The sequence below is a fragment of the bacterium genome (genome assembly GCA_004299235.1).
Taxonomy (GTDB): domain Bacteria; phylum Chloroflexota; class Dormibacteria; order Dormibacterales; family Dormibacteraceae; genus SCQL01.
This window is the reverse complement of sequence record SCQL01000019.1, coordinates 86141-111036: the sequence shown is the minus strand read 5'-3', so window position 1 is coordinate 111036 and position 24896 is coordinate 86141. Positions and strand designations below refer to the sequence as shown.

The following is a 24896-nucleotide window of genomic DNA, read 5'->3' as shown; positions in this document are numbered from 1 at the left end:
CTCCGATACTACTCCGAAGAGGCTGGGAGATCTAAAGATCTCGCCGCAACAAAACTCCGGGCGAAGCTTGGGGGTGCCGAGAAGGGGTGCGGGGTGACGGCGACGCGTTGATCTTGTTCAAGCAGAATTGCGGGCATGTCGCGTCAACAGCTGGCCAGCGCCGTCGTGGTGGCGGCGGTCGCCCTAGCGACCGGGTTCCTGGTCGCCGGCCAGGTCAAGGCCCAGCTACTGACGCCCTCCAACCAGGTCGCCCGCTACCAGGCTCTCGTGCGCAGCGTGCAGGACCTGGAAGCGACCAATGCCGGGTCGCGCCGCAAGATCGCCGCCCTGCGCACGCAGATCGACGTGCTGGAATCGGACGCCGCCCAGCGCTCCGCCGCCACCCAGGCCCTTCAGAACCAGGTCTCGGACCTGCGCGCTCACGCCGGGCTCACCTCGATGCACGGACCGGGAATCGAGGTCGACCTAGGCAACGGCGTGCCGGCGCCCGACCAGAGCGGGCAGACCCGCTACCTGGTCAATTTCCAGGACGTCCAGGACGTGGTCAACCTGCTGTTCGCGCAGGGCGCCGAGGGCATTGCCGTCAATGGGCGGCGGATCACCCCGCTGACCGCGTTTTCAGGATCCGAAGGCCAGGTCGTCATCGACCAGGGGCCGCCCCTGTCCTCGCCGATCAAGGTCATCGCCGTCGGCGACCGCAACCGGATGCAGGCGGCGCTCGACGCCCCGTCGGCGCTCCCGGACATACGCGCGCGGCAGGTGCAATTCCAGCTTCGAGTCACCTATTCCGGCAGCCCCGACCTGTCGCTCCCGGCGTACGACTCGAGCTTGCAGATCTCACATGTCAGCCCGTTCTAGGCCGGCTCGCGGCCCGCGGCGGCGGTCGACGGCCCGCGGCGTCAGCGTCTGGCTGATCGCGTTGGCGGTCGCGTTCATCGCCACCGTGCAGATCCGCAGCCAGGCGGAGGTCGAGCGAAGCCTGGCCGGCACGGACACGACCTCGCTCGCCTTTTTGATCGACGACCTCCACCGGGCCAACGACCTGCTCGACGCCGAAACGACCGACCTGACCAAACGCCAGGTCGCGCTGCAGTCGGGCACCAGCGGCGCCGCCGACCAGGTGTTGACCGATGAGGCCAACCGGCTGCGGGCGCTGGAAGGGCTGGTTCCGGTGCACGGACCCGGAGTGGTGCTCGTGATCGACGCCGGCGGGCTGAAGGTCCTGGACCTGCAGGATGCGTTGAACAATCTCGCGGTCGGCGGAGCGGAGGCGATCGCGGTCAACGACCGGCGGGTCGTCGCCGGCGTGCCGATCGAGCAGGCCCCAGGCGGGGTCGCGATCGGAGGAGTGGTCGTGCCACCCCCCTGGACGATCACGACGATCGGTGACGCCAACCGCCTGGCGGAGACGGCCGAGCTGATGACGCAGCAGCTGCGCGCCGACCGCCGCGTGCGTCAGGCGACCTACCGCGTCGAGGCGGACGTGGTGATCCGGGCGGTCGTCAGCGAGCGGCCTTTCGTTTATGCGACCTAGCGCACCGACCCAGAAATACTTTGCGGGTTGCAGCGCCCCTGCGGGGCGGTGCAATTTCGGCGGCGCCGAAACTCATACCCCAGAGCGGCCCATCTGCGTCGTAGTCGGCTCCGCTCCTCGCTCACGCACGGCACCAGCGGGGTCACGGCCGGTATGAGCCCGGCTACTTACCCCGCCGGCTCTTGTTGGTCTTGGCCGGGGTCTGCGCGCCCAGCCGCTTGAGCTGGGCGGCCAGCCGGTCGAGGCGTTCGTTGACCTGGTCGATGTCCGACCGGCTTGGGATGCGAAGGCGGCGGAGCGCCCGCTCGATCGCCTCGTCGGCCAGCACCTCGAGGTCGCCGCGACGCCGCTCCATCTGGTGCCTCAGATCGGCGGGGACGTTGAGGGTCTTGCGCACGTAGTCCAGAAGCGCCTGGCCGCGTTCGTGGATGACCTCGCCGCCGGCGTCGACCAGCCGCGCGGGGCCGCGTTTCTCCTCGGACAGGACGATCTGCGAAAGGATCACCTGGGTCAGGTCGTGTCCGTTCTCCCGGTCGACAACCTTGATCTCATGCCCGTCGCGCACGAGCTCGGCGATACCTTCCAGCGTGATGTAGCGACTCGTGCGCGTGTCATAGAGCTTGCGATTCGCGTACTTCTTGATAAGGTGTCGTTCAGGGGTTGGAGTCATTTCGTCCGGCCCATTCTAACGCGGTGCGTTATCAGGGAGGTTGATGCATGGCAGCACCAAAGCGGGCGTCAACGCGATCCAGGCTTTTGAAGCGGGCGGTGAAGGCCGGCCGGTCGGCGCTGCGCGAAGCGGAGAAACGGGTGCCCGGTGACCTGCGCCAACAGCTCGAGCGAACGATCAAGGATGGGCAGAAGACGTTGCAATCCGCTCTCCAGCAGGTGCAGGCCCAGGTGGATCGCACCGCGCGTCAGGCCGACCTCGACAAGGCTCTGAAGCGCCTGGACGGCTTGAGCCGGCAGGTCCAGCAACTGGCGCGCGCCGCGGCATCGCGCGGCGCCGAGGTCGCCCCCAGAAAAACCGAACGCAAGCCCGCGGGGCGCCACGCGGCTGCACGCCAACCCGCGGCGCGCCGGTCTGCCGCCCCCAAGGCGGCCCCCAAAACAGCCGCCCGCGGAATCGCGGCGGCGAGGCGTCCATCGTCGCGGCGGACCGCCGCGGCGGCCGGGCCGCACGTCGAGCCGGCTCCCCCGGGCTCGATGCCCGGCCCGCCACCGAAGGGGGTCGACGCGGACGGCAATGCCAGCTGATCCGGCCTCGCCGGGACGCTAGAGCGAGCCGAAGACGCGTACTCCGCCCAGGAGGACCGCTCTCGGGCGGGGGCCCTCGGGGTGGGGTCCAGTCGCCATGAGGGGGTCGCCTTCGTAGACCTGGAGGTCCGCCAGCATGCCCGGCTCGAGGCTTCCCTTCCGGTTTTCCTCAAAGCTTGCGTAGGCGCCGGCCGACGTGTACGCGCGCAGCGCCGCCAGCAAGCTGATGCCGTTCACCTGGTCGTCGACGGCGACGCGAATTCCGGTCCACGGGTTGGGATCGGGAACGACCGGCAGGTCCGAGCTGAACGCGACCGGGACCCCAGATCGCAGCAGGGGGCCATGGGGGACGAGGTGAGAGCGGTCACGAGCCGGAAAGAAGATCGCCGACGCGACCCGCCCGAAGCGAGCCGCCATCGGCTGCATGACCGCCACCATGCCAAGCTTGGCCAGCCGGGCCTGCAGGTCGGGCGGGCAGATGGTGCAGTGCTCGACGCGATGGCGCAGGTGAGCGCCGCCGGACGCTTCAACGGCGTCGCACATGGCTTCGATGGCGCCATCCCCGATGGCGTGCGCCGCCACCTGCAACCCCGCCGCGGTCGCGCGGCCGACGAGCTCGCGGAGCTCGGCCGGCGACGTGCGCCAGACGCCCCCGCCCGATCGCATCGCAACTCGATCCGCACCTCCGTCGACGAAGACTTTGATCGGGCCCGCTCTGACGAGGGCGCCGCCAAAGCCCGCCCGGACGCCCAGGCTGGAGGCGGCGTCCAGCAGCTCCCAGGAGAGGAACTCGTTGACGCGCAGCTTGAGCCGCCGGCCCGCGGCCAGCCCCTGGTAAGCGCGCAGGTCGTCCGCGAAGCCGCGGTTGACGGCGGCGCCGACCGAGGTGATGCCGCGCGAGAGCAGCAGGCGCTGGGCTCTCAGGATCCCCTGCGTTCGGCGCTCGAGGCTCGGCGGCGGCTGCACGTCGGCGACCAGGCGCATGGCGGTCTCGAGCAGCAGCCCGTTGGGCGTGCCGTCAAGTTCACGGCCGATCCGGCCGCCAGGCGGATTCGCTGTGTCGGCGGTGATTCGAGCCACCTCCAGCGCGGCCGAGTTGGCGACGCGCGCGTGGCCGCCACGCTCGTCGATGAAGCACGGGCGCCGGCCGGTGACGCGGTCCAGCTCGCGCCGGTGGGGCTGCCGGCGCTCCGCCAGCTCATCCGCCCGGTAGCCCATCCCGTGCTGCCATTCGCCGGGCTTGAGGCGCCGCGCATGCGCCTTCAATCGATCGAGGATGTCACCGACGCTCCGCGCGCCCCCAAGGTCCGCGCCGAAACGGGTCAGGCCGTAGTAGACGACATGGGCGTGCGCGTCATTGAACCCCGGCAGGACGGCCGAGCCCGAGAGCTTGACGACCTGGGTGCGCGAGCCTCGAAGACCCATCAGCTCGGCGCCGCCGCAGGCGATCACCCGCCCGCCGGCGACCGCGAGGTGGCTGTTCGTCCTGAGGCCGGAGCGTCCGAGCGTGCGAATGCGGCCGCCGGCGAGGATGAGGTCGGCTTTCAAGCGGGGTTAGATTAATCGCGTGACGGCGATCGACCTCCGCTCCGACACCGTCACCCAGCCGACCCCGGAAATGCGACGGGCGATGATGAACGCGCCGCTTGGCGACGACGTTTTCGGCGACGATCCGACGGTCAACCGCCTCGAGGAGGTCGCCGCCGCCCGGCTCGGTAAGGAGGCGTCGGTGTTCGTGCCGACCGGCACGATGGGCAACCTGATCGGCACCGCGGTCCACGCCCGCGCCGGTGACGAGATGATCGCGGACGCGCACTCGCACACGTTTCTCTACGAGGCCGCCGGCGCCGCCGCCATCGCCGGGGTGCAGATCCAACCCGTGGAAACCGAAGCCGGTGTCATGTCGGCGGAGCAGGTCGTCGCTGCGGTGCGGCCGCGTGACGACTCGCATTTCCCCCTGACGGCGATGGTGAGCTTTGAGAACACGCACAACCTGCACGGCGGCGTGGTCTGGCCGATGCCCGCGCTGCGCGCGGCCTCCGACGCGGCCCGGGCTCAGGGCCTGCGGGTGCATCTCGACGGCGCCCGGATCTTCAACGCGGCGGTGGCGCTGGGGGTCGATGTCGCGGACATCGCCGCGTGCGGCGACACCGTGACCTTCTGCCTGTCGAAAGGGCTCGCCTGCCCGGCCGGCAGCATGTTCTGCGGGTCGCGTGAGGCGATCGAGCGGGCCCGGCGCTGGCGCAAGCGGCTCGGCGGTGGGATGCGCCAGACCGGGGTGCTGGCGGCCGCCGGGCTGATCGCCCTCGACAGCATGGTCGACCGCCTGGCCGAGGACCACGCCAACGCCCGAATCCTGGCCGAGGGCCTCGCCGAGCTACCGGGCATCGGCTGTGAGCTCTCGCGAGTCCAGACCAACATCGTGTATTTCGACCTCCAGCAGACGACCGCCTCCGAATTCGAGGAGGAGTGCCGGCGGCGCGGCCTCCTCGGTGGCGCCACCGGTCCGCGCCGCCTGCGTTTCGTGACCCACCACGGCATCAGCGCCGCCGACATCCGGTCGGCGCTGAAGGTCTGCGAGGACGTGCTCAGCGCCTGAGCGGGCGGCCCTCCCCCTGACGGGCATCCAAGCGAGCTAGTCCGCGAGCAGCGAGGCCAGCAGAATCGGATCGATGTTCCCGCCGCTGACCACGGCGACGGTCGGCACCCCGGGAGTCAGCTGTTCCAGGGCCGCATACGCCAGCGCCCCCGCGCCTTCCGCGACCACTTTTCCGGCGGCCGCGAGCTGAGGGACCGCGGCCCGCAGCCGTGGCTCGGGCACGGTCAGCCAGCGGTCGACGCATTCCTTCAGCAGCTCGAACATCCGCGCGTCGAAGGGCGCCGTCGTGCCGTCGGCGATCGTGTCCGGGCGCATCGACACGGGCCCGCCGGCCGCCAGGCTGCGGGTCCAGAGCGCATAGCCGTCCGACTGCACGCCGATCACTTCAATATCGCGGCGCGATCCCTTGAGCGCCGAAGCGATGCCGCCCACCAGCCCGCCGCCTCCGACCGGGACGAGGACCCTCGCGAGGTTGGGCACGTCCTCGAGCAGCTCCAACCCGATGCCCCCGTGGCCGGCCATCACCTCGGGTGAGGCGAAGGGGTGGATGAACGCTTCAGGCTCCTTCGTCCAGCCCTCTGCCGCCATCCACTCGTATAGAGCCTCGCGCGGCATCGGAATGGGGGTGGCGCCCCAGCGCTTGACGCCTTCGACCTTGGGTGGCGGGGCGGTGTCGAACATGACCACCCGACACGGGACGCCCAGCCGGTGAGCGACGTAGGCGCAGGCCTGGGCCGCATTGCCGGCGCTCACGGTGATCAGGCCCCGGCGTAGCTCGTCTTCGGGCAGCGCCAGAGCGGCGGCAAAGAAACCCCGCACCTTGAAGCTCCCAGTCGGTTGGACGCATTCGAGCTTGAGGAGCGCGCCTTCCACCGGGACCAGGGGCGTCCTCTGGACGTAGGGCCGCGCCCGCTCCGCCGCCGTCCTTATCCGCTCGACGCCAATCACTCGGATAATCGTAGGGATGCCGATTTACGAGTACCGGTGCGAGGCGTGCGGCAAGCGATCGTCATCGCTCCTGGGCAGCTTTGCCTCGCCCGACCCGGCGTGCCCCCACTGCGGCAAGCCCGCTCTCCATCGCCTCGTCTCGAACTTCGCCACCGTGCGCTCCGCTGAAGGGGATGGCGGTGACGAGGGCGAATTCGGCGACGACGACCTGGGCGGCGGTGACGACTTCGGCGGCGGTGACGACTTCGGCGGCGGTGACGACTTCGGCGGCGGTGACGACTTCGGCGGCGGTGACGACTTCGGCGGCGACGATTTCTAGCTAACCGACGCCCAGCACGTCGTTCGCGGCCTGGATGAGCTCCCGGCTGTGGGCCTCGTCGTGGGCGAAGATCCGGAACAGCGCCATGCGCACCGGCAGCCGCTTGAACAGGTCGAGCACGCGGCTCTGCTGGTAGCGGTCTTCGAGCGGTTCATAGATGAGTATGTCGGCGGTCTCGTTGATCGGGTTGAAGGCGCGCGACTCCTGCGCGGCCACGTCGACCTCGAACACGATGTCGCGCGCCGTCTCCGGCAACCGCTCGCGGATATGACGCGCGAACTGCTCGCGGGTGACGCTGAGGGCTTCGTTCGGGATGTCTCGGGCATCGGTGTGGCCCTGGTAGATGAGCTTCCATCTGAGCTTGCGCGCGACCACGTCCGCCCATGCGCGGCCAAGCTCCCGGCGTTCGGCGTCGCCGTCACCCGCCGCCCACCGGTTGACCTCCGAAAGCAGCGACCATTCGGTGAGCGCCTGGTAGCGGTCCAGCAGTTGCAGCGGATTGCCCCCGAGCAGCAGCTGCAGCGTCGGGCGGAACACCTCGCGCAGCTGCAGGTCGATGCGGCGCACGGTGCGGTGGAAGTAGACCTGGTGGTACAGGTACAGCCGCGCGGAAAGGAACATGTACAGCGCCTCGGCGGCGTGGGCATGGAGCGTCAGGCCGCGCTCCGAGATGAAGGAGTAGTGAATGATCCGCTGCACGTCGACCGGCCCCGCCGCGACGCCGCAGATGTAGGAATCACGCGGGACGTAGTCCATGTTGTCCGCCGAATAGGCGCCGACCAGCGCCGGCCTCAATGCCGCGAGCCACGGAGGAGGGTGGAAGCCGTCCAGGTCGGCCGATGAGATCAGGTATGCGACCCAGCGCGGATCGATTTGCTCCCTCCGTTCGAAATCGGCGCTCGGCGACGCGCCCAGGGCCTCGATCAGCGGAGCCAGGGGCCCGGTGATCAGGGCCCGTCCGATCACCTCATGATCGATGCCCCATGCGTCGAGGTAGTTCTCGTCGAAGAAGTGGCCAAACGGACCGTGGCCGACGTCGTGCAGCAGCCCCGCCATGCGCATGGTCTCCTCGACCACCTGCGCCGAGGGCACGGACTCGCAGCTGGCGCGCAGCGAGGGGTACAGGTGGCGAGCCCACTCCCCGGCCAGGTGCATGGCGCCCAGGGCGTGCTGGAAGCGCGAATGCTCCGCCGTGGCGAACACCCACCAGGCGCTCTGCAGCTGGTGGATGCGGCGCAGACGCTGGAGCCAGGCGGAATCGACCAGGTCCTGCTCGGCCGCCAGCCCGGCCACGCCCCCAGGCCCGCCCTTGGTGATGCGAAGGTATCGGTAGATGGGATCGCTCGACAGGTTGGCGCGCGAGTACTCGGCCGGAAGCTCAGCCATGCAGCGATTATCGCGGCCCGTGTCAGCGTGAGCGACGGGCTCAGGCACGGCATCGAGCTTTTCAACCGCGGTCGTTACTGGGACGCGCACGAGGTCTGGGAAGGCGAGTGGCTGCCGGATCGCAAGGGTCCTGACGCCGGCTTTTACAAGGGAATGATCCAGGTCGCGGCCGGCTGCCTGCATTACGGCCGCCGCAACCGGCGCGGCGCGAGCAACAAGTGGCGGAGCGGCGCGGACTACCTCCGCCCGTACCTGCCCGAGCACCGCGGGGTGCGATTGGTGGAGCTGGTGACGGCGGTGGACGGGTTGCTCGCGGCGATGGCGGCCAACGGCTGGCCGGAGCTCACGATGCCGGTGATCCGCCTTCAGGAATAGGGAGGAAAGCGGCGCCCGGCGGCGGATTCGATGAGGCCGCCGTGGCCGAGGCGCCGCAGGTCCCCGGCTTCAGCGCGGCCGTAGGCGAAGACGAACGGGAGCAGCAGGTCGAGCGAGCTCGATCGGCCGAAGCCCGCGCACGACGCCACGCCGACCACCGCGGCCTCGCCCAGGCGGCCGAGCCACAGCATGCTGCCGGGGTGCATCGGCGCCCCCAGCTGCAGCAGCGAGCCGCCCGCGCGCGTCAGCTCGGCGTACGCGGGGTCGAGGGGATCGATCGCGGAGGCGCCGGCGAACAGCACCAGGTCCGCATCCACCGCCACCGCCTCCTGGTAAGCCGCGGCCACGGCCTCAGCCGTGCGCGCCACCTCACGCACCTCCAGGACGTCCGCGCCATACCAGCCGAGCTTGGCGGTCACCGCGACGCGGAAGAGCTCGCGCGCCTTCGGCTTCAAGCGCTCGGTCGCGACGACGAAGGTCTTGAGCGGCCGGAACTCGAGCAGCTCCACCACCGGGCCCTGCTCACGGCAGATCTCCTCCGCCGCCGCCACCAGGCGGCCCGGCACGGCCACCGGCGTGACCTTGCAGCCGGCGACCTCCTCACCCTCGGCGACCGCCTGGCCGTCCATCAGGGTGAAGACGGAGATGCAGCCGAGTGCGTTGAGGGCGTCCACCAGGTCGCCGCGCACACGCAACAGACCGCGACGCCGGGCGACCAGGCGGACCTGGCTCTGGACCGGTCGCCGCGGCTCGAGACCCGGCCTGACGAGCGCCGCGGCCAGCCGGCGCGCGGCGGCATCCTCGTGGAGGTCGCCAGGCTCGAGCTCGACGACATGGACCTCGCCCGCCTGCCGGACCCGATCGAGGTGCTCGCCGCCCAGCACCGTCCCCTTGCGAAGGTTGGGCCCGAGGTCGTGGACCAGGACCCGTCCGACCACGTCCTCGACCCGGGCGGATCCGTCCAGCCGGTGAGCCCTCACACCTGGCAGCATAGATTCAGAATGATGGCGACCACTCCGGCGATCCGGCTCTACAACACCTTCACGCGCACCAAGGAGGGGCTCCGTCCTCTGGCCGGCGGGACCGTCCGGATCTACTCCTGCGGGCCCACCGTCTATCGCTACGTGCATGTTGGGAACCTCCGCACGTTCATGCTGCCGGACCTTTTGTGCCGGAGCCTCGAGTACCTCGGCTACCGCACCGAGCAGGTGATGAACATCACCGACGTCGGCCATCTCACCGACGACACGTTCGACCGCGGCGAGGACAAGATGCTCGTCTCCGCGCGCCTGGAGAAAAAGTCGCCGGCAGAGATTGCGGCTCACTACACCGCGGCATTCATGGCGGATGCGGCGAAGCTCAACATCCGCCGTGCGGCCCAGTATCCGCACGCGTCCCACTTCATACCGCGGATGATCGAGCTGATCACCACGCTGATCGCCAAAGGGCATGCCTATGAGGCGGGCGGCACGGTCTATTACGACATCGGGAGCTTTGCCGCCTACGGCAAGCTTTCGCGCAACACGATCGACAAGCTGCTGGCGGGCGCCCGCGGCGAAGTCGACCCGCGGAAGCGCCATCCCGGTGACTTCACGCTCTGGAAGGCCGCCGGTGAGCACCGGCAGCAGGTGTGGCCGAGCCCGTGGGGGCCTGGCTTTCCAGGCTGGCACATCGAATGCTCGGCGATGTCGATGTCGCTCCTTGGAGAGCGCTTCGACATCCACACCGGCGGCGCCGACAACGTGTTTCCGCACCACGAAGCGGAGATCGCACAGTCGGAAGGGGTCACCGGCCACCGCGTGGTGAGCTGCTGGATGCACGGCGGGCTGCTCATGCTCGCGGGTTCGCGCATGGCGAAATCAGCCGGTAACTTCTTTCGTATCACCGAGCTCGAGGAGCAGGGCTTCGACCCGCTGGCGTTCCGATATCTCGCGCTCCAGGCGAAGTACCGCACCAAGCTCAACTTCAGCACCGGCGGCCTCGCGGGCGCCGACCGTGCCCTGCGCCAGCTCCGCGAACGCGTCGCCGGTTGGTCTCGTGACTCAAGCGGCGGCGACCTCCAGGGCGCGGACGCCGCCGCGTTCGAGTCACGGTTCAGATCCGCCCTCGCGGACGACCTCGACCTGCCGGCGGTGATGGCGCTCGTGGCCGAGCTGGCTCACTCGGATGTCGCACCGGGCGCGCGTGCGGCCCTGCTGCGCTCGTGGGACCGCGTGCTGGGACTCGACCTCGACCGATCCCAGCCTGACGTGGCCCTGCCCGGCGGCGCATCAAGCCTGCTCGAGGCGCGCGAGAGAGCGCGGGCGGCCAAAGACTTCGCCACCGCGGATCGGCTGCGCGACGAGCTGGCGACCCTCGGCGTCGCCGTCACCGACACCGCCGCCGGCCAGCGTTGGAAGGTCGCCGGCGACAAATAGGGCGGCCGCACGAACGCAAAGGGGCCGAACCTTGCGGCCCGGCCCCGCCAGAGGAAGGGGTTCTGGTCGACCGCGATTACGGCTGAGGGCTGCTCGCCGGCGCTCCCGGCACATGTGACTCGCCCGCCGCCTGTGCACCGGGCGTCGACTTGGCATGCGCGCCCGAGCCGCCCGGGCCAGCCCCCTGGTGCTTCTGCTTGTCATTGTCCTTGCCGCCGGCGTTGCCGTTGCCATGCTCACGCGCCTGGCTGGCCTGGTGCTGGTCGCTCACCGCGTCGCCATGCTGCTTGGCGAACTGGCTCACGCAGTGGCCGATGCCGCGGGTGCCAGAGGCCCGAAGCGTGTCCTTGCACGTCTGGACCTGCTTGGTGACCTGCTGACCCCAGTCCGCTGGGTTGATGCTGCCGGTGGTCGCGATCTCGGTCGCCACGCCGGCCGCCGTCGCCGCCATCGCGGCCACCGCAAGACCGGTCACGACCTTCATCCCCAGCGCCGCACCGGCGCCTCCCAAAAGCCTCTTCATCGTCCCTCCAGTGGTGGTGACTCTCCGAGCCGGGATCGCGGCGGCCGCGATCGGGTCCAGGATCCGTTGCAGCTCGCGCTCCAGCTCCCGCTCGAAATCGTTCATGTCGGGAAGAACCAACGCCGGCTCAAGGGCAACTACCCATTTTTGGTTTTCCGCGCGTCAGCCAGGGTGACGCTCAGCTGTTTTTTCGCCGCCGCCAGGCGGGAGGCGACGGTCCGCTCCGGCACGCCGAGCGCGGTGGCGATCTCCCGGTTGCTGTAGCCGTGGTAGTGGCGCAGCACCAGCGCGGCGGCCTGCCTGGCCGGAAGCCGCCGGAGCGCCCGGAGGAGATCGGATCTTTCGGCGAGGGTCGCCGGATCGGCGGGCGAGGCGGGGCGGCCCAGGCGGCGGATGACCTCGCCCGCCTGGCGCAGGCGCTGATGCCTCCGATCCGAGATCGCGACGTTGATCGCGATGCGATGCAGCCAGGCCTCGGCCGGCGCGTCGTCGCGCCATGTCCTCCAGCTCTTGTAGGCACGCTCGAAGGCGTCCTGGGCGCAATCCTCCGCCGCCGCCCGGTCGCCGAGCAGGGTGATCAGGGTGCCCAGGATCTGCCGGTAGGCGCTCCGGTAGAGCCGCTCGAAGTCCGCCTCCGAGCCCGGCTCGTAGCGTCCGTACCGAGCGCCGCGGACCTCCGCTTCACTTGACTCCGAACGAATGTTCGTTTAACCTCCCAAGGCGCAGCATGGCCAGCTTTCCTTCATTCGACGCAGCCGGCTTCCAAGGGGATATAACGCTGGACCACGGGATTCCGGAAGCACCGGCGAATTTCGCCCCGCTGCCGTCCGACCTGCGACCGGAGCTGGTTGAAGCCCTGGCCCGGCGGGGAATCCAGCGTCTGTACTCCCACCAGGCCGACGCCTATGACGCCGTGCGGCGTGGACGCCACCTGGTCGTGGTGACGCCGACGGCGAGCGGCAAGACGCTCTGTTACAACCTCCCGGTCCTGGAGCGCCTGCTGGAAAGCCCCGAGCGGCGGGCGCTGTACCTGTATCCGACGAAGGCGCTGGCGCAAGACCAGCTCGCGGAGCTCAGCGCCCTGAAGCACGGCCTGCCCATCGAGGTGCGGGTCGATACCTACGACGGCGACACCTCTCCCGGCCGCCGGACCGCGATCCGCGAAGGCGGTCATGTCGTGATGACCAATCCGGACATGCTGCATGCCGGCGTCCTGCCCCATCACACCCGCTGGCGCCGGCTCTTCTCGAGCTTGGAGTTCGTGGTCATCGACGAGCTCCACACGTATCGCGGACTGTTCGGCAGCCAGGTAGCCAACGTCATCCGGAGGCTGAAGCGAATCTGCACGTTCTACGGCTCGAACCCGACTTTCATCTGCGCGTCCGCGACGATCGCGAATCCGCTGCAGCTCGCGCAGCGCCTCCTCGAGGAAGAGAACATCGAGCTGGTCGACCGCAGCGGCGCACCGCGTGGCGAGCGCCGGCTCATCTTCTACAACCCGCCGTTGATCAATCGCGAGATGGGCGTGCGGCGCAGCTCGATGCTCGAAGCGCGGCGCATCGCGGCACCCTGGATCCGAGCCGGCGTGCAGACCATCGTCTTCTGCAAAAGCCGCCTGCAGGTTGAGGTGATGCTCAGCTACTTGAGGCAGGACCTCGCGCCGCGGCTCGACGTCGCGCAGCGGGTTCGCGGCTACCGCGCCGGCTACCTGCCGCTGCACCGAAGAGAGATCGAGGCCGGGCTGCGAAACGGCGAGATCACCGGCGTCGTCAGCACGAACGCGCTCGAGCTCGGCATCGACATCGGCACCCTGCAGACCGCGGTGCTGGTCGGATATCCGGGAACCATCGCGTCGACGTGGCAGCAGCTCGGCAGGGCCGGTCGCCGCTCCGGGTCCATCGGCGTGTTCGTGGCGTCCAGCTCGCCGCTCGATCAGTTCATCGTGCGTCACCCGGAGTACTTCTTGAGCGCGGATCCCGAGGAAGGGCTCATCGATCCCGACAACCTGTTGCTGCTGGCAGGCCACCTGCAGGCCGGCCTCTTCGAGCTCCCGTTCGAGTCAGAGGAACGGCTCGGCCGCGCCGACGTGCGTGAGCTGCTGCAGCTGTTCGAGGAGGACGGCTCGGCGACCCGCTCCGGCGGGCGCTGGTTCTGGAGCCGACAGGCATTCCCCGCCGAGGAGGTGCACCTGCGCCGGATCGCCGCCGACAACGTGGTCATCATCGACACCTCGCACCCGCGGCCACAGGTCATCGGTGAGATGGACCAGTTCTCCGCTCCCGTGCTGCTGCACGAGGAGGCGGTCTACCTGCACGAAGGCGCGCAGTTTCACGTCGACCGCCTGGATTGGGACGAGAAGAAGGCTTACGTCCGCCCGGTCGAGGTCGATTACTACACAGACGCGCTGGCGTCGGTGACGGTTCAGGTCCTCGACACGTTTGCCGGCCCGGACCTGGCTGCGATTTCGCGCGGTCACGGCGAGCTGAAGATCACCTCGCTCGCGAGCATGTTCAAGAAGATCAAATTTCACACGCACGAGAACATCGGCTCGGGTCCCATCCACCTGCCGGAGCAGACGCTGCACACGACGGGTTACTGGGTCACGGTGGAGGAAGGCCTGTGGCGGTCGCTCGGCCGCGAGACATTGGAGGCAGGGCTGCAGGGAATGGCCCATGCGCTGCGGCACGTGGCCAGCATGCGGTTGATGTGCGACCCCCGCGACCTGGGCGCGGTCGCCGAGGTTCGCTCGGTGACGACGATGCTCCCCACCGTCACGGTGTATGAGGTTTATCCCGGCGGCGTCGGTTTCTCGGCGCGAATGTACGAGCTGCACCGCGAGCTGTTCGAAGACGCCGCCTCGCTCGTGCGCGAATGCCCGTGCCTTGCCGGGTGCCCCTCATGCATCGGGCCGCTGCATCTCGCCCAAGGAGCCAAGCAGGCGTGCCTGAAACTGCTCTCCGCGACCGCCTTACCCGTCTAGGCGCTCCCCGGCGGCCCCGGCCGCAGCCGCCGGGGGAACTGCCGCGAGGGTTCGAGGAGGTGTCGACGCCTTTCGGCACCGCCGTCCTCCGCCAGGACGTCGTCCGGCTGCCCGCGCTGGATCCGGATCCGGGCAGCATCGCGTACTTCGACACCGAGACCACCGGGCTCAGCGGCGGCGCCGGGACCTATGTCTTCGCCGCCGCCGTGGCCCGTCCCATCGACTGCGGCCTGAGGGTCGCCCAGCTGTTCTTGCCGCAGCCCGGCATGGAGGCGGCATTCCTGCATGCCTTGCGCGAAGAGCTGCAGGCGGCCGAGGCGCTGGGCACTTTCAACGGCGGCTCGTTCGACCTCCCGGTCCTGCGGACGCGGTGGGTGATGGCGCGCATGCCTGGCGACTTCGTCGACCTGCCCCACGTCGACCTGCTGACGCTCGTGCGAGCGCTGTACAGGCACCGCCTGGAGAGCTGCACCCTGCGATCGGTCGAGGAGCGCGTCCTGGGTTACGAGCGCGACGACCCCCTCCCCAGCGCGCTGGTGCCCGACGCCTACTTCGACTACCTGCGCGCCGGCACGAGCGACCTGCTGGAGGCGGCCCTGGAGCACAACCGGCTGGATGTGATCAGCCTCGTCCACCTTCACTCGCGCCTGCTGCTCCGGCTACAGGGCGAGCCTGGGATGGACGCCGCGGACTGGCTCGCCCTCGGTCGTCACCGTTTTCGCCGGGGAGCTCGGGCCGACGGCTGGAGGGCGCTGCGCAACGCGACGTCGTTCGCCCAGGGCGAAGCCGCCGCCAGCGCAGGCCTTTTGATCACACGGCGGCTCGTGCGGCGCGGCTCGGTCGCCGCCGCCGACCAGCTGCTCGGCTGGTTGGAGTCGAGCGTCCCCGAGGACATCCGCGTGTCGGTCGCTCGGGCCCGGCTGCTGGAATGGCGGCGACGCGACCCGCAGCAGGCGCTCACCGTCGTCGAGGCCGCTCAGCGGCGGATGCCCGAGGCGGCGCGGGACCTGGACCACAGGCGCGAACGGCTGCGCCGGAAGGTGGCAAGGCGCCTAAGCCGTCGCGGGCAGCGCCACGTCCGGGAGGTTCAGCTCGAGGCTCCCATCCCGGACGGCCCGCCCTAGCGCTTCGACGGCGGCCGGGTCGAACTCGGAACCCGACCCCTCCGCCAGCTTCGCCAACGCCTCCTGCGGCGTCAACCGCGTGCAGGCGCGCCCGGCGGTCAGCGCCTCATACCTCTCGGCCACGGCGAGGGTTCTCGCGCTGATCGGAACGCCGTCCCCGGTCATGCCGTCGGTTTTGCCGCCACCGTCCCAACGCTCATGGTGGAACCGGACGGCGGCCACCACCTCGGCCGGGAATTTCGCCCCGGCGACTATCCTCTCGCCCGCCTCCGCATGGCCCGGGACCTCGAATCCTTGTCCGTCCGGGCCGAGCGTCATGTGGCCGACATCGTGGAGGAACGCCGCTGTCCGGAGGTTCTCCAGCTGACTTGAGGAAAAGCTCGAGCGGCGGCCGATGGCATCCGCGATGGCGGCGACGCGGCTCGAGTGTCCCTGCGCGACGGGGCTGCGGTGATCGACCGCATGGGCGGCCGCCACCATCACCTGGGGCCCGGCCTCGGTCAGCATCGAGACCAGGTTGCCGTCCGCGAGCTCGAGCTCGGTGACGAGCTGGGGAAACGTGCACGGACGGTCTTTGCCCTCGCGCTTGGCCAGGTACAGCGCCTGATCCGCCGCCGCCACGAGCTCAGTCGCCGTGAAGGCGTCATCCGGGTAGGTGGCGACCCCGATGCTGAACGTCAGGTGACCGCCTGGAGTCGTCGACACCGCCGCGGCATGGACCGCGTCCACGATGCGATAAGCCAAACGCTGCGCTCCGGTACCGTTGGTATCGGCGACGATCACCGCCAGCTCGTCACCCCCGTAACGCGCCACCAGGTCCTGCGCTCGCGCCGCCGCCCGCACGATCCTGGCCCCCATCTGCAGCACCAGGTCGCCGTGCTGGTGGCCGAGCTCATCGTTCACGGACTTGAAATGGTCAAAATCGACGAGGAGCAGCGACAGCGGTGCGTTGCGGCGGTCAGGCCGCGCGAACGCGGCCTCCAGCCGCCGGCGGAACTCCCTGACGTTGGCCAGCCCCGTCAAGGCGTCCGTGGTCGCCTCCTGCCGGCTCCGCTGGTAGCGAAGCGCGTTGGCGAGCGGAACCGCCGAGCTGCCGGACAGGGCGTTCACCACGAACAGGTCCTGGTTGGTGAAGGTGGCGGCGATCTGGGTCAGGCACGCGAGGGCGGTGACACCTTCGCCGGATGCGATCGGAATCACCAGGCCCTTGCGGTCGGCGGCGAAGGCGGCCTCGCCTGTGGTGGCCGCCTGGGCCAGCTGGTGCTCGTCAATCGTTTCACCTTCGGGAGCGAGCTCCGACTCCGGCCCGCGGCTCGCGCTGGCGACGACGGTGAACCCCTCCTGCGAAGCGAGAATCAAGCGCCCGCGCTCGGCGCTCGTCATCTGGACGGCGTTGTCGATCAGCACGTCGAACACGTCTTTGATGTCGGTGTCGCTGGTCATGTCCATGCTCAGCTCGCGGAGCGAGTCCGCCTGCGCCGCCCGCTCGACGGCCGAGCGCCTCTGGCGCTCCAGCTCGCGCGTCATGTAACCGGTGGTGAGCGCGACAACGAGGAAGAGGAACACCTTGCCCACCGTCGCGTTGGGGTCGATGTAGAAGTTGGCGGGCGTGAAACTGCCGCCGATGAACAGGTAGATGAAAGAGATGATCAGCGCCGACATGAAGCTGGCGGTGGCGCCGAACCGCACGGCGTTGGTGATCACGGCCAGAAACAGCGCCAAGAAGAAAGGGCTGCTGAAGCCGTCCGACAGGTAGACCAGGGCGACCGCGAAAAAGATGTCGAGCGCCATGGTCGTCAGGCTGAACTGCTTCCCCGGCCGGTAACCGCGGGCGAGGAGCACGTTCACCGCGACGTTCATGGCTCCCCAGCCGGCAAGGACGGCGTCGCTGGTCACTTTGGCTTCCGCCCCGCTGTGTGGGTTGACGGTGTTCAGCACCGCCAGGACGATCAGGAAGAGCCAGCGGAAGACGACCGCCACCCGCTCCCCGACGCGGCGGCGATCGGAATCGAAGGTGGCGTCGATGGCCCGCGCGCGGATGTCCTGCCAGCGACGCGACTCGTGGACGTCAGCGGGCTTGGTGGTCATGCTTTGCGCCATCAGCGATTGCCGCCGTTAACTTACTCGCGTGCAACGCGACTGAAAACCGTCTTAAGTTCGTTAGACGCGGTACACATGGTGCATCCTGGTGCGCGATCCGATTGAATATGAGCGCTGAAATGAACCGAACAAGCGTTCACGGCATGGCGGCCAAACGCCAGCGCGGGCAGTCGCTGGTCGAGTTCGCCATCTCGTCGATCGTCCTGCTGCTGCTGATGATGGGCCTCCTGGACCTGTCGCGGGCGTTCTATTTCTCCGTCAACATGCAGGGCGCCGCCCGCGAGGGCGCCCGCCACGGCGCCTGGTTCGACACTCGATCACGGCTCAATATCTATCTCGACGACGCGGATGTCATCACCGCCGTCAACCAGTCGCTTTCAGGCTCCGGCTTGACGGGCACGCTGAAGGCAAGCGGCTCCTGCCTGGCCCCGACGGACGGCAACGCCGTCAACAACAAGCCGTATGCCGCGGCGGCCTATCCGGCGGCGACGCAATCGCCGTGGATTTACATCTGCTACACGTACCCCGGCGGCAACCCTCAGACCGGGACGATGGCCAGCCATCCCACCGACAACTCGTGGCGGCTGGGCGACATCAACGTCTCCATCCTGATGAACTTCGCCCTCATCACGCCGTTCATCCAGAATCTGTTCGGCGCCGGTATCCCGCTCGCGTACAACGAGCATTTCACCATCCAAGGCAAGCCATGAAAAAAGCGATGCGCGTGTGGTTCCGCAGCCAGAAGTCGCAGGGGATGACCGAATTCGCGCTCATCGCACCGGTGATCCTGCTTCTGACGTTCGGGATCATCGACTTCGGTCGCGGCCTGTACTTCTACATCACTTTGCAGCAGGCGGCCAACGAAGGCGCGCGGGCGGCCGTGCGGGCGTCCGACTACATCGACCCGAACGGTGTCGGTTGCGCGCCGCCCGCCTACGTCCACTGCTGGCCCACCGACACCGACGTGGCAACCGCCATCCAAGCGCACGCAGTCACCGAAAACCTCGCCAACAACCCGGCGTGCCCCAACGGACCGCTCCCCAACGGCGGCAACCCCGTGGGTTCGCCTTCGCTGCCGGCACCCAACACCGGTTGGATCTTCATCACCGATCCCAGCCCCGCCGGCAACGGCTATCCGAACGGCCCGAAAGGCGGCCTCGGTTCCTACCCGCCGCCCAACGCCGGAGCCGGCTGCAACCCCATCCAGGCGGCCCAGGGCAACGATCCGATCAAGGTGACCCTCTGGTTCAACTTCCAGCCGCTGACCCCCGTGATCCAGCAAGTTGTCGGCAACCAGATCGTCATCACCGCATATGCGGTCTACCGTGCCGAGTACTCGAACTAGGTCGCCGCAGCGACGGCTGCAGGAGGGACAGGCGATCGTCCTGATCGGCCTTCTGATCCTGGTGCTGTTCGGCATGCTCGGCCTCGCCATCGACTCGGGTCGAGGCTACGTCGACCGCCGCGACCAGCAGGCCGCCGTCGACGCGGCGGCGCTGGCGTCAGGCGACTGGTACGAAAACTTCCGCAACCTCACGGGCAGCACCGTGCCACAGTCGGTGAAGCTCTACCAGAACGACCTGCACCTGTATTCCGGCTCCGCCTCCTCCACCCATACGATCGCGCTCGTCGGACCGAGCAACAACCTTCAGCAGGACACCTGGACCTACAGCTACACGGGCGGCTACACGCTCACGATCGTCGCCACCAACACCCTGTTCAACGGCTACGAGTTCACCTTCACCTCCGTCCACGCTCTCCCGCTTGCCTTCATGCAAATCTTCGGAGGCCCGACCACCGTCACCGTCAACGCCACGGCGACGGCCATCGTCGGCAACCAGCGCCAGACGCCGGCGCTGCTCACGCTCAGCACAGGAACGTGCGCGACCAACCTCAAGGGTTCAGCCTCGCTGACCATCCTGGGCGACACGTATTCCAACGGCACCGCCTGCGTCGACGCCGGTCTGAAGGAAGCGGGCAACTGCTACGGAGCGGCCGGATCGACCTGCAGCTCCGCTTCGTATTACTGCTACAACTCCACCCCCGGCTTCGTCCCCTACCCGCCTCCCTGCCTGGCGGGCGACACCGCGGGCGCGCCGATCGTGCCGGCCCCGACGCTGCCCGACCCCGGTTACCTGGCCAACTCCGTCTCCTACTACTCGACCGTGCAGAGCTACAACCAGTACAACCGCGGCACGTGGACCGAGATGCAGCCAGGCCAGTACGGCAGCTTTCACCTCTCAGGCGGCTCGGCCAGCTGCGCCTTTCTCGATGCCGGCGTCTACAACTGGACCGGCGGCTATCAGTCCGACGCCACCGGCAGCCTCTTGTCCAACGAGCTGAAGGCGCCGGACGAGGAGCGGTACTCAGCTCCCGGCACGACGAACCTTGCGAACCCGCAGTTCTGGAACCAGAACGGCGTCACCTGCGCGGGCGATTTCAACGTCACGATGCCGGCGACGGCGGCCGGCAACGGGGTCGCGGAGAAGGGTTCCAAGAACAAGCTCAACCAGTGGGGCGTCGTCGTGACGGCGGTTCGATACGACACCTTCGCCGACCCGAACATCACGCCCAACCCCTGCTCCTCATCGCCGGGATGTCCGCGCGAGAGCGCGCCCTCTGAATGTCAGCTGACGCCTGGGAACATGACCAACAACGGGACGACGGGGATCGACGTCAACATCACGCGCAACGCCCCGGGCGCGCAGTACTACAACGTCTACCTGGACGTTTACGGGTGTGACGGCATCCCGAGCGACTTTGGATTCGTCGGCCGCTTCCTGGCGCCCGGGTTCAGAGACGTTGGCGGCGTCCCTCCCGCGGGCGGGGCGTCCCCGTACCTCGGCGGCTCCCCGCCCGCTTCGCCTGACGGATCGGGCGCCAACCCCTACCCGAACACTGGCTCCCAGATCACGCTGGGCTACACCACCAATCAGCCGCCGAGCGTGGCCACGATCATGAACCTCACCCACCTCGGCATCCTCTACAGCCCGGTCAAGTGCTACAGCCTGGCCCGCGCCGTGGGGTGCCAGCCGCCCGCCGACGAGGTCGCGCCGCAGTGCTTCAGCGGGTGCCCCCCTCCGCCGGGGACGATAAGCCAGCAGAACTCACCGATGTCGCTCCAGTACGCGCCGTCCAGCGGCGGCGACGTCACCAACGAGAACTACTGCGTGATCTCGCCCAACCCGGGCGACCCCAACGCCCCCTGCTCGGGCGCCAAGGTGACGCCGGGGGCGGTCCAGTTCTACATGCCCGCGGGGTCCTGCATGAGCCAGAACGCCCAGGGCGCGACCTACGTCTTCAGCGGCCTGCAGTACAACTGGATCGTGATCTACCAGCCGGCCGGCAACACCTGCTCGAACACGATGAACGGCGGCTCGGCCACGCAGTACATCGGCACGATCTACACCCCCGCCGCCAACTGGACGATCAACGGCGGCAACATAGCGCCACTCGCCGGCCAGGTCATCTGCTCCACCGCCAGCGTCAGCGGTGGAGCCTCGGTCGGGATCGACTTCAACCCGAACTACTCCCCCGTGCCTCCTGCCGCCCGCCTCATCAACTGACGCGCATCACCAGGTCGCATCGGGGCGTGTCAGCTCCGGCCGCCCCCCGCCGGGCACCGGACTCACCTGATAGCCGAGAGCCCGCAGAGCCTCGTCGATCCACTGCAGCGCCATCTCCTCGGTGTTGGGCCAGACGCCCGCGGGGGAACCCGGCATGCCGGCATCGATGACGACGCGGCCGGCGATACGCAGCAAGCGCCGCGCCAGCGGCGCCGCCTCGGGGACGCTCAGACTGAGATCCTCCAGGGCGCGGGAGAGCACGAAGCAGGCGGTGTTGAACGTCTGCGCGTCAATCGGTCTGGCTCCGGCCAGCCGCTCGGCCAGCCCGGCCCTCAAGTCAGTGGGGTCCATTCGCCAGGTTATTATTTCCCGAAGGGCTGGGGAGAGATGGATCTAACTGAACCTGTCTTGCTGACGCCGGAGGGGCTGGAGAAGCTCAAGCGCAACCTCGAGGTCGCGCTGAACCGGCGTGCCGAGGCGGGCGAGCGCCTGAAGGAGGCGTTTCAGCCCGGTGACATCGAGGACAACCCCGAGTACGAGCAGGCGAAGGAGGAGGTGGGACTCCTCGACAGCCGGATCTACGAGCTCCAGGAGATGATCGGCCGGGCGCAGATCATCAGGGACACGCACTCCAGCGTGGCCGGGCCGGGCTCGACGATCGAGGTCGTCGACACCGAAGGCGCCGCCGAAACCTACCATCTGGTGGGCGCGGTGGAGTCCGACCCGTCGGCCGGCCGTATCTCCGTCGAGTCGCCCGTCGGCCGCGCCCTGGTGGGCCGGAAGAAGGGGGACAGGGTTACGGTGAGCGTACCGTCGGGCACGCTCACGCTCACGATCAAGGCGGTCAAATAAGCAGACGGCTGGGGCAACGACCGCTTCGACCCACGAGCTGAACCCCGATACCATCGCCGACCGCACGACGGTCGGCGTCTTCTTCAGGCAGGCGGCTCGCTTCGGCGACCGGCCCCTTGTTCATCACCCCGACGGCGAGGCCTGGAAGGTCGCCACCTGGGCGGACATGAAGCGCGGCGTGCTGGCGATCGCTTCCGCCCTCATCGATGCCGGCGTCAAGGCGGGCGATCACGTCGTGCTCATCAGCGAGAACCGCGTCGAATGGCTGTATTGCGACTTCGGCATCCAGGCGGCGGGAGCGGTCACCGTGCCGATCTATTCGGGCACCGTCCCCCACATGGCTCAGGTCATCGCCGCCGACTGCGAGGCGGTGCTGGCGATCGCATCCGATGAGGGGATGGCCGCCAAGCTGAAGGCCGCAGGCCCTCTCCGCCGCATCGTGCGCATGGACGTCGAGGTGGCGGAGTGGCTGCAGGCGCCCCCGCGGCGCATGGAGGAGATCGCCGCCCGGCTCGAGCGGATCGGTCCGGACGGCATCTGCACCATTGTCTACACCTCGGGCACGACGGGCGATCCGAAAGGCGCCGAGCTCACCCACCGCAACTTCGTCGATTCGGCTCGTGCGGTCATGCAGGTCTTCCCGCTCGAGCCGGGCGACTCGACCCTCTCCTGGCTGCCTTACTCGCACGTGTTCGAGCGCATCAACGGCACCTTCACGCTGCTTTCGTTCGGCGGCCAGATGTGGATCTCGCGCGGTGTCGAACACCTGGCCGAAGACCTGGTGAAGGTGCGGCCCACCATCCTCGTCAGCGTCCCGCGCGTGTACGAGAAGATGCACGCTGCGGTCATGCAGCGCGTTCGAGCGGCGAGTCCCATCCGCCGGGCGCTGTTCAACTGGGCGATCCGGGTCGGGATACGCTTTTCTCACGAGGCCCGGCCGGGACCCGCGCTCACCGCCGAGCGCCGGCTCGCCGAGCGAGTCGTCCTGGCGGCCCTCCGGCGCCGCCTGACCGGTGGGCGCCTCCGATTCGTCATCAGCGGCGGTGCGGCGCTGGCGCGCGACATCGAAGAGTTCTTCTGGGCGATCGGCGTGCCGATCCTCAACGGTTGGGGCTTGACCGAGACCTCGTCGGGGGTTTGCTCGAACACCCTCTCACGGCACCGCTTCCTCACCGTCGGCAAGCCGTTTCCGGGCGTCGAGCTGAAGATCGCCGAGGACGGAGAGATCCTGGTCAAGAGCCCGGGCAACATGTCCGGCTACCACAACAACCCCGGCGCGACCGCCGACATGATCAAGGACGGCTGGATCTACACCGGGGACATCGGGGAGATCGACGAGGATGGCTTCCTCAAGATCACCGATCGCAAGAAGGACCTGATCAAGACCGCGGGCGGCAAGTACGTGGCGCCGCAGCCGCTCGAGTTCCAGATCCAGCGCGACGAATTCGTCGAGCAGGCCGTGGTCATCGGGGAGAGCCGGCCCTACGTGACCGCGCTGATCGTCCCCGACTGGGACGCGGTCACTCAGAAGGTGCCCGGGCGTCCGGAAGACCTGGTCGACGACGAGCGCGTGATCGGCCTCATTCAGCCCGGCGTCGACGCCCTCAACAAGACCCTGGGCAACTGGGAGTCGATCAAGCGCTTCAGGCTGCTGCCCCACCCGTTCACAGAGGGGGGCGGCGAGATCACCCCGACCCTCAAGATCAAGCGCCGGGTGATCGCCCAGAAGTACGCGGCGCAGATCGACGCGATGTACACGGCAGGCACCCAGCCCGCGTAAATTTGGCGGCATGGCGGGCCCCGCGGACATGTCAGAGCTTCACGCGGCGCTCGATCGCCTCCGACCGCAGCTCTGCCACTGCGGGCTCAAGGGCGAGTGCCTGGGCTGCAAGGGGATCGAGATGGTGCGCGCCCAGGCCGAGGCGATGGTCGCCGCGGCGAGCCAGCCGATCCTCATCCAGGTCGCGCAGGAATCGGCCATGAATGACATGGCGACCCGATTCCAGGCGATGTCCGAGCGCCTGATGTCCGACCCCGAGATCCGCCGTTCGGCGGAGCAGATGCAGGAGCGCCTGATGGCCGACCCGGAGACGCGGCAGCTGCTCGAGGACCTGATGCGCCGGCTGGGCGGACCGCCCGACGCGCCGACTGACTAGGTCGTCGAGGCGGCCGGCACCCAGGACTTCGCCCGCGGCGCCGGCGTGTTCCAGAACGGGATTGGCCCGGTCTGCAGCTGCTTGAGGATCGCCTGCTCCTGGGTGCCGGTCAACCGCTTGCTCTTGACGGCCGCGTCCAGCAGCGGAGTGAGCTTCCCGATCAGGCGCGAGCGAAACTGCGCTTCGGTCACGGGCGGGTTCTGAGCCGCCGCGACCTGCGAGAGCGTCATGCCCTGGGCGAGATCGGCCTTCAGCTGCGCCTCGCTGATACCGAGCGCCGAGGCGGCGGCGCTCAGCAACTGCTGCAAGTACGCGCCCGCCCCGGACCGAGCGCCGGGCTTCCTGCCGAGACCGCCTGCGAGCGAGCAAGGCGCCTGTCCCGTCAGCTTCTGCTTGATGGCGTCGGCCTGCGCCTGGGTGAGGTCGCCGTTCTTGACCTCGTCGGCGAGGGTCTCGCCGGCGGCCTTCTGGATGGCCGCATTGAGCTTGCTCTGGCTGATACCAAGATCGTTGGAGAGATGCGAGACGAAGTCCCCGCACACCGCGGATGCCTTGCCCGTCTTCTGCGCGAACGCCGCCGTGTCCGCCGGGTTGGGTTGGGACCCAGACGAGTGGAAGCCGAGTTGAAGACCGGCGGCCGAAGCGGTGATCAAGACGGCGGCGCCGCTGACGGCGACGGCACCGGCGGCAAAGCCGGCGATCCGGATGTAGCGCATTTTCGCGATGCTGGTGATCACGCCCTCAACTAAACGACGTGGCG

Annotated in this window: 25 protein-coding genes; 15 read left to right on the top strand and 10 right to left on the bottom strand. The window is 68.7% G+C overall.

The window, feature by feature from the left end; all coding sequences use genetic code 11:
* The first annotated feature begins 135 nt into the window (after positions 1–135).
* Positions 136–858: a DUF881 domain-containing protein gene (locus tag EPN29_05515; protein TAN33734.1), complete on the top strand. Its 723-nt coding sequence runs from the start codon at positions 136–138 to the stop codon at positions 856–858.
* Positions 842–1534, top strand: coding sequence for a DUF881 domain-containing protein (locus tag EPN29_05510; GenBank protein TAN33733.1), 693 nt, complete (start codon positions 842–844; stop codon positions 1532–1534). The genes EPN29_05515 and EPN29_05510 overlap by 17 nt, the downstream gene beginning before the upstream one ends.
* A gap of 163 nt (positions 1535–1697) precedes the next feature.
* Here EPN29_05510 and EPN29_05505 read toward each other — a convergent pair whose 3' ends face one another.
* The gene (locus tag EPN29_05505) at positions 1698–2204 is read right to left on the bottom strand and encodes a hypothetical protein (protein ID TAN33732.1); all 507 of its coding nucleotides are present in this window, start codon (positions 2202–2204) and stop codon (positions 1698–1700) included.
* 47 nt (positions 2205–2251) lie between these two features.
* Here EPN29_05505 and EPN29_05500 point away from each other — a divergent pair, with 47 nt between their 5' ends.
* The gene (locus EPN29_05500; protein TAN33731.1) at positions 2252–2791 is read left to right on the top strand and encodes a hypothetical protein; all 540 of its coding nucleotides are present in this window, start codon (positions 2252–2254) and stop codon (positions 2789–2791) included.
* An 18-nt stretch (positions 2792–2809) separates the two neighbouring features.
* Here the strand turns inward: EPN29_05500 and EPN29_05495 are convergent, their stop codons facing one another.
* Complete coding sequence (locus EPN29_05495) at positions 2810–4339, bottom strand: amidohydrolase (GenBank protein ID TAN33730.1); 1530 nt, start codon at positions 4337–4339, stop codon at positions 2810–2812.
* 19 nt (positions 4340–4358) lie between these two features.
* On the opposite strand from EPN29_05495, the gene EPN29_05490 reads away from it, so the two are divergent.
* A complete protein-coding gene (locus EPN29_05490) occupies positions 4359–5390 on the top strand; it encodes a low-specificity L-threonine aldolase (protein ID TAN33729.1) in 1032 nt (343 codons plus the stop codon).
* 36 nt (positions 5391–5426) lie between these two features.
* Here EPN29_05490 and EPN29_05485 read toward each other — a convergent pair whose 3' ends face one another.
* A complete protein-coding gene (locus tag EPN29_05485) occupies positions 5427–6362 on the bottom strand; it encodes a pyridoxal-phosphate dependent enzyme (protein ID TAN33728.1) in 936 nt (311 codons plus the stop codon).
* Between EPN29_05485 and EPN29_05480 the strand changes: the two genes are divergently transcribed.
* Positions 6355–6657, top strand: a complete 303-nt coding sequence (locus EPN29_05480; protein TAN33727.1) for a zinc ribbon domain-containing protein — start codon at positions 6355–6357, stop codon at positions 6655–6657. The genes EPN29_05485 and EPN29_05480 overlap by 8 nt on opposite strands.
* Here the strand turns inward: EPN29_05480 and EPN29_05475 are convergent, their stop codons facing one another.
* Positions 6658–8043 carry an HD domain-containing protein gene (locus tag EPN29_05475; GenBank protein TAN33726.1) on the bottom strand — a complete coding sequence of 462 codons (1386 nt, stop codon included), beginning with the start codon at positions 8041–8043 and terminating at the stop codon, positions 6658–6660.
* On the opposite strand from EPN29_05475, the gene EPN29_05470 reads away from it, so the two are divergent.
* Entirely contained in the window at positions 7840–8418 is a 579-nt protein-coding gene (locus tag EPN29_05470) for a DUF309 domain-containing protein (GenBank protein TAN33725.1), read from the top strand. The two genes, EPN29_05475 and EPN29_05470, sit on opposite strands and share 204 nt — an antisense overlap.
* Here the strand turns inward: EPN29_05470 and EPN29_05465 are convergent.
* Positions 8409–9302, bottom strand: coding sequence for a hypothetical protein (locus EPN29_05465; protein TAN33724.1), 894 nt, complete (start codon positions 9300–9302; stop codon positions 8409–8411). The two genes, EPN29_05470 and EPN29_05465, sit on opposite strands and share 10 nt — an antisense overlap.
* On the opposite strand from EPN29_05465, the gene EPN29_05460 reads away from it, so the two are divergent.
* Entirely contained in the window at positions 9252–10835 is a 1584-nt protein-coding gene (locus EPN29_05460) for a cysteine--tRNA ligase (GenBank protein TAN33723.1), read from the top strand. The genes EPN29_05465 and EPN29_05460 overlap by 51 nt on opposite strands.
* A 76-nt stretch (positions 10836–10911) precedes the next feature.
* On the opposite strand, the gene EPN29_05455 is transcribed toward EPN29_05460, so the two are convergent.
* Together EPN29_05455 and EPN29_05450 are read right to left on the bottom strand one after the other, a co-directional pair.
* Positions 10912–11463, bottom strand: a complete 552-nt coding sequence (locus EPN29_05455) for a hypothetical protein (protein ID TAN33722.1) — start codon at positions 11461–11463, stop codon at positions 10912–10914.
* A gap of 32 nt (positions 11464–11495) precedes the next feature.
* Positions 11496–12059, bottom strand: coding sequence for a sigma-70 family RNA polymerase sigma factor (locus tag EPN29_05450; protein TAN33721.1), 564 nt, complete (start codon positions 12057–12059; stop codon positions 11496–11498).
* A gap of 26 nt (positions 12060–12085) precedes the next feature.
* On the opposite strand from EPN29_05450, the gene EPN29_05445 reads away from it, so the two are divergent.
* Both EPN29_05445 and EPN29_05440 read left to right on the top strand, forming a co-directional pair.
* Positions 12086–14338, top strand: coding sequence for a DEAD/DEAH box helicase (locus tag EPN29_05445; GenBank protein TAN33720.1), 2253 nt, complete (start codon positions 12086–12088; stop codon positions 14336–14338).
* Positions 14230–15462: a hypothetical protein gene (locus tag EPN29_05440; protein ID TAN33719.1), complete on the top strand. Its 1233-nt coding sequence runs from the start codon at positions 14230–14232 to the stop codon at positions 15460–15462. Before EPN29_05445 ends, EPN29_05440 begins: the two co-directional genes overlap by 109 nt.
* Here the strand turns inward: EPN29_05440 and EPN29_05435 are convergent.
* Positions 15391–17562 (bottom strand): diguanylate cyclase, encoded by a 2172-nt coding sequence (locus tag EPN29_05435; protein TAN33718.1) that lies wholly within the window; start codon positions 17560–17562, stop codon positions 15391–15393. The genes EPN29_05440 and EPN29_05435 overlap by 72 nt on opposite strands.
* A gap of 107 nt (positions 17563–17669) precedes the next feature.
* Here EPN29_05435 and EPN29_05430 point away from each other — a divergent pair, with 107 nt between their 5' ends.
* Genes EPN29_05430 through EPN29_05420 form a run of 3 tightly spaced genes read left to right on the top strand, consistent with a single transcriptional unit; the run spans position 17670 to position 21128 of the window.
* Positions 17670–18272: a hypothetical protein gene (locus EPN29_05430; protein TAN33717.1), complete on the top strand. Its 603-nt coding sequence runs from the start codon at positions 17670–17672 to the stop codon at positions 18270–18272.
* Entirely contained in the window at positions 18269–18907 is a 639-nt protein-coding gene (locus EPN29_05425; GenBank protein ID TAN33716.1) for a hypothetical protein, read from the top strand. The genes EPN29_05430 and EPN29_05425 overlap by 4 nt, the downstream gene beginning before the upstream one ends.
* Entirely contained in the window at positions 18876–21128 is a 2253-nt protein-coding gene (locus EPN29_05420; GenBank protein ID TAN33715.1) for a hypothetical protein, read from the top strand. Before EPN29_05425 ends, EPN29_05420 begins: the two co-directional genes overlap by 32 nt.
* Positions 21129–21134: 6 nt before the next feature.
* Here the strand turns inward: EPN29_05420 and EPN29_05415 are convergent, their stop codons facing one another.
* Positions 21135–21479, bottom strand: coding sequence for a hypothetical protein (locus EPN29_05415; GenBank protein TAN33714.1), 345 nt, complete (start codon positions 21477–21479; stop codon positions 21135–21137).
* Between the two features lie 36 nt (positions 21480–21515).
* Here EPN29_05415 and EPN29_05410 point away from each other — a divergent pair, with 36 nt between their 5' ends.
* The 3 genes from EPN29_05410 to EPN29_05400 are packed head-to-tail and all read left to right on the top strand — an operon-like array spanning position 21516 to position 24136.
* Positions 21516–21980, top strand: coding sequence for a transcription elongation factor GreA (locus EPN29_05410; protein TAN33713.1), 465 nt, complete (start codon positions 21516–21518; stop codon positions 21978–21980).
* Positions 21981–22017: 37 nt separating this feature from the next.
* The gene (locus EPN29_05405) at positions 22018–23760 is read left to right on the top strand and encodes a long-chain fatty acid--CoA ligase (GenBank protein TAN33712.1); all 1743 of its coding nucleotides are present in this window, start codon (positions 22018–22020) and stop codon (positions 23758–23760) included.
* Positions 23761–23770: 10 nt separating this feature from the next.
* Entirely contained in the window at positions 23771–24136 is a 366-nt protein-coding gene (locus tag EPN29_05400; protein TAN33711.1) for a hypothetical protein, read from the top strand.
* On the opposite strand, the gene EPN29_05395 is transcribed toward EPN29_05400, so the two are convergent.
* Positions 24133–24873, bottom strand: a complete 741-nt coding sequence (locus EPN29_05395; protein ID TAN33710.1) for a hypothetical protein — start codon at positions 24871–24873, stop codon at positions 24133–24135. The genes EPN29_05400 and EPN29_05395 overlap by 4 nt on opposite strands.
* Positions 24874–24896: the final 23 nt, after the last annotated feature.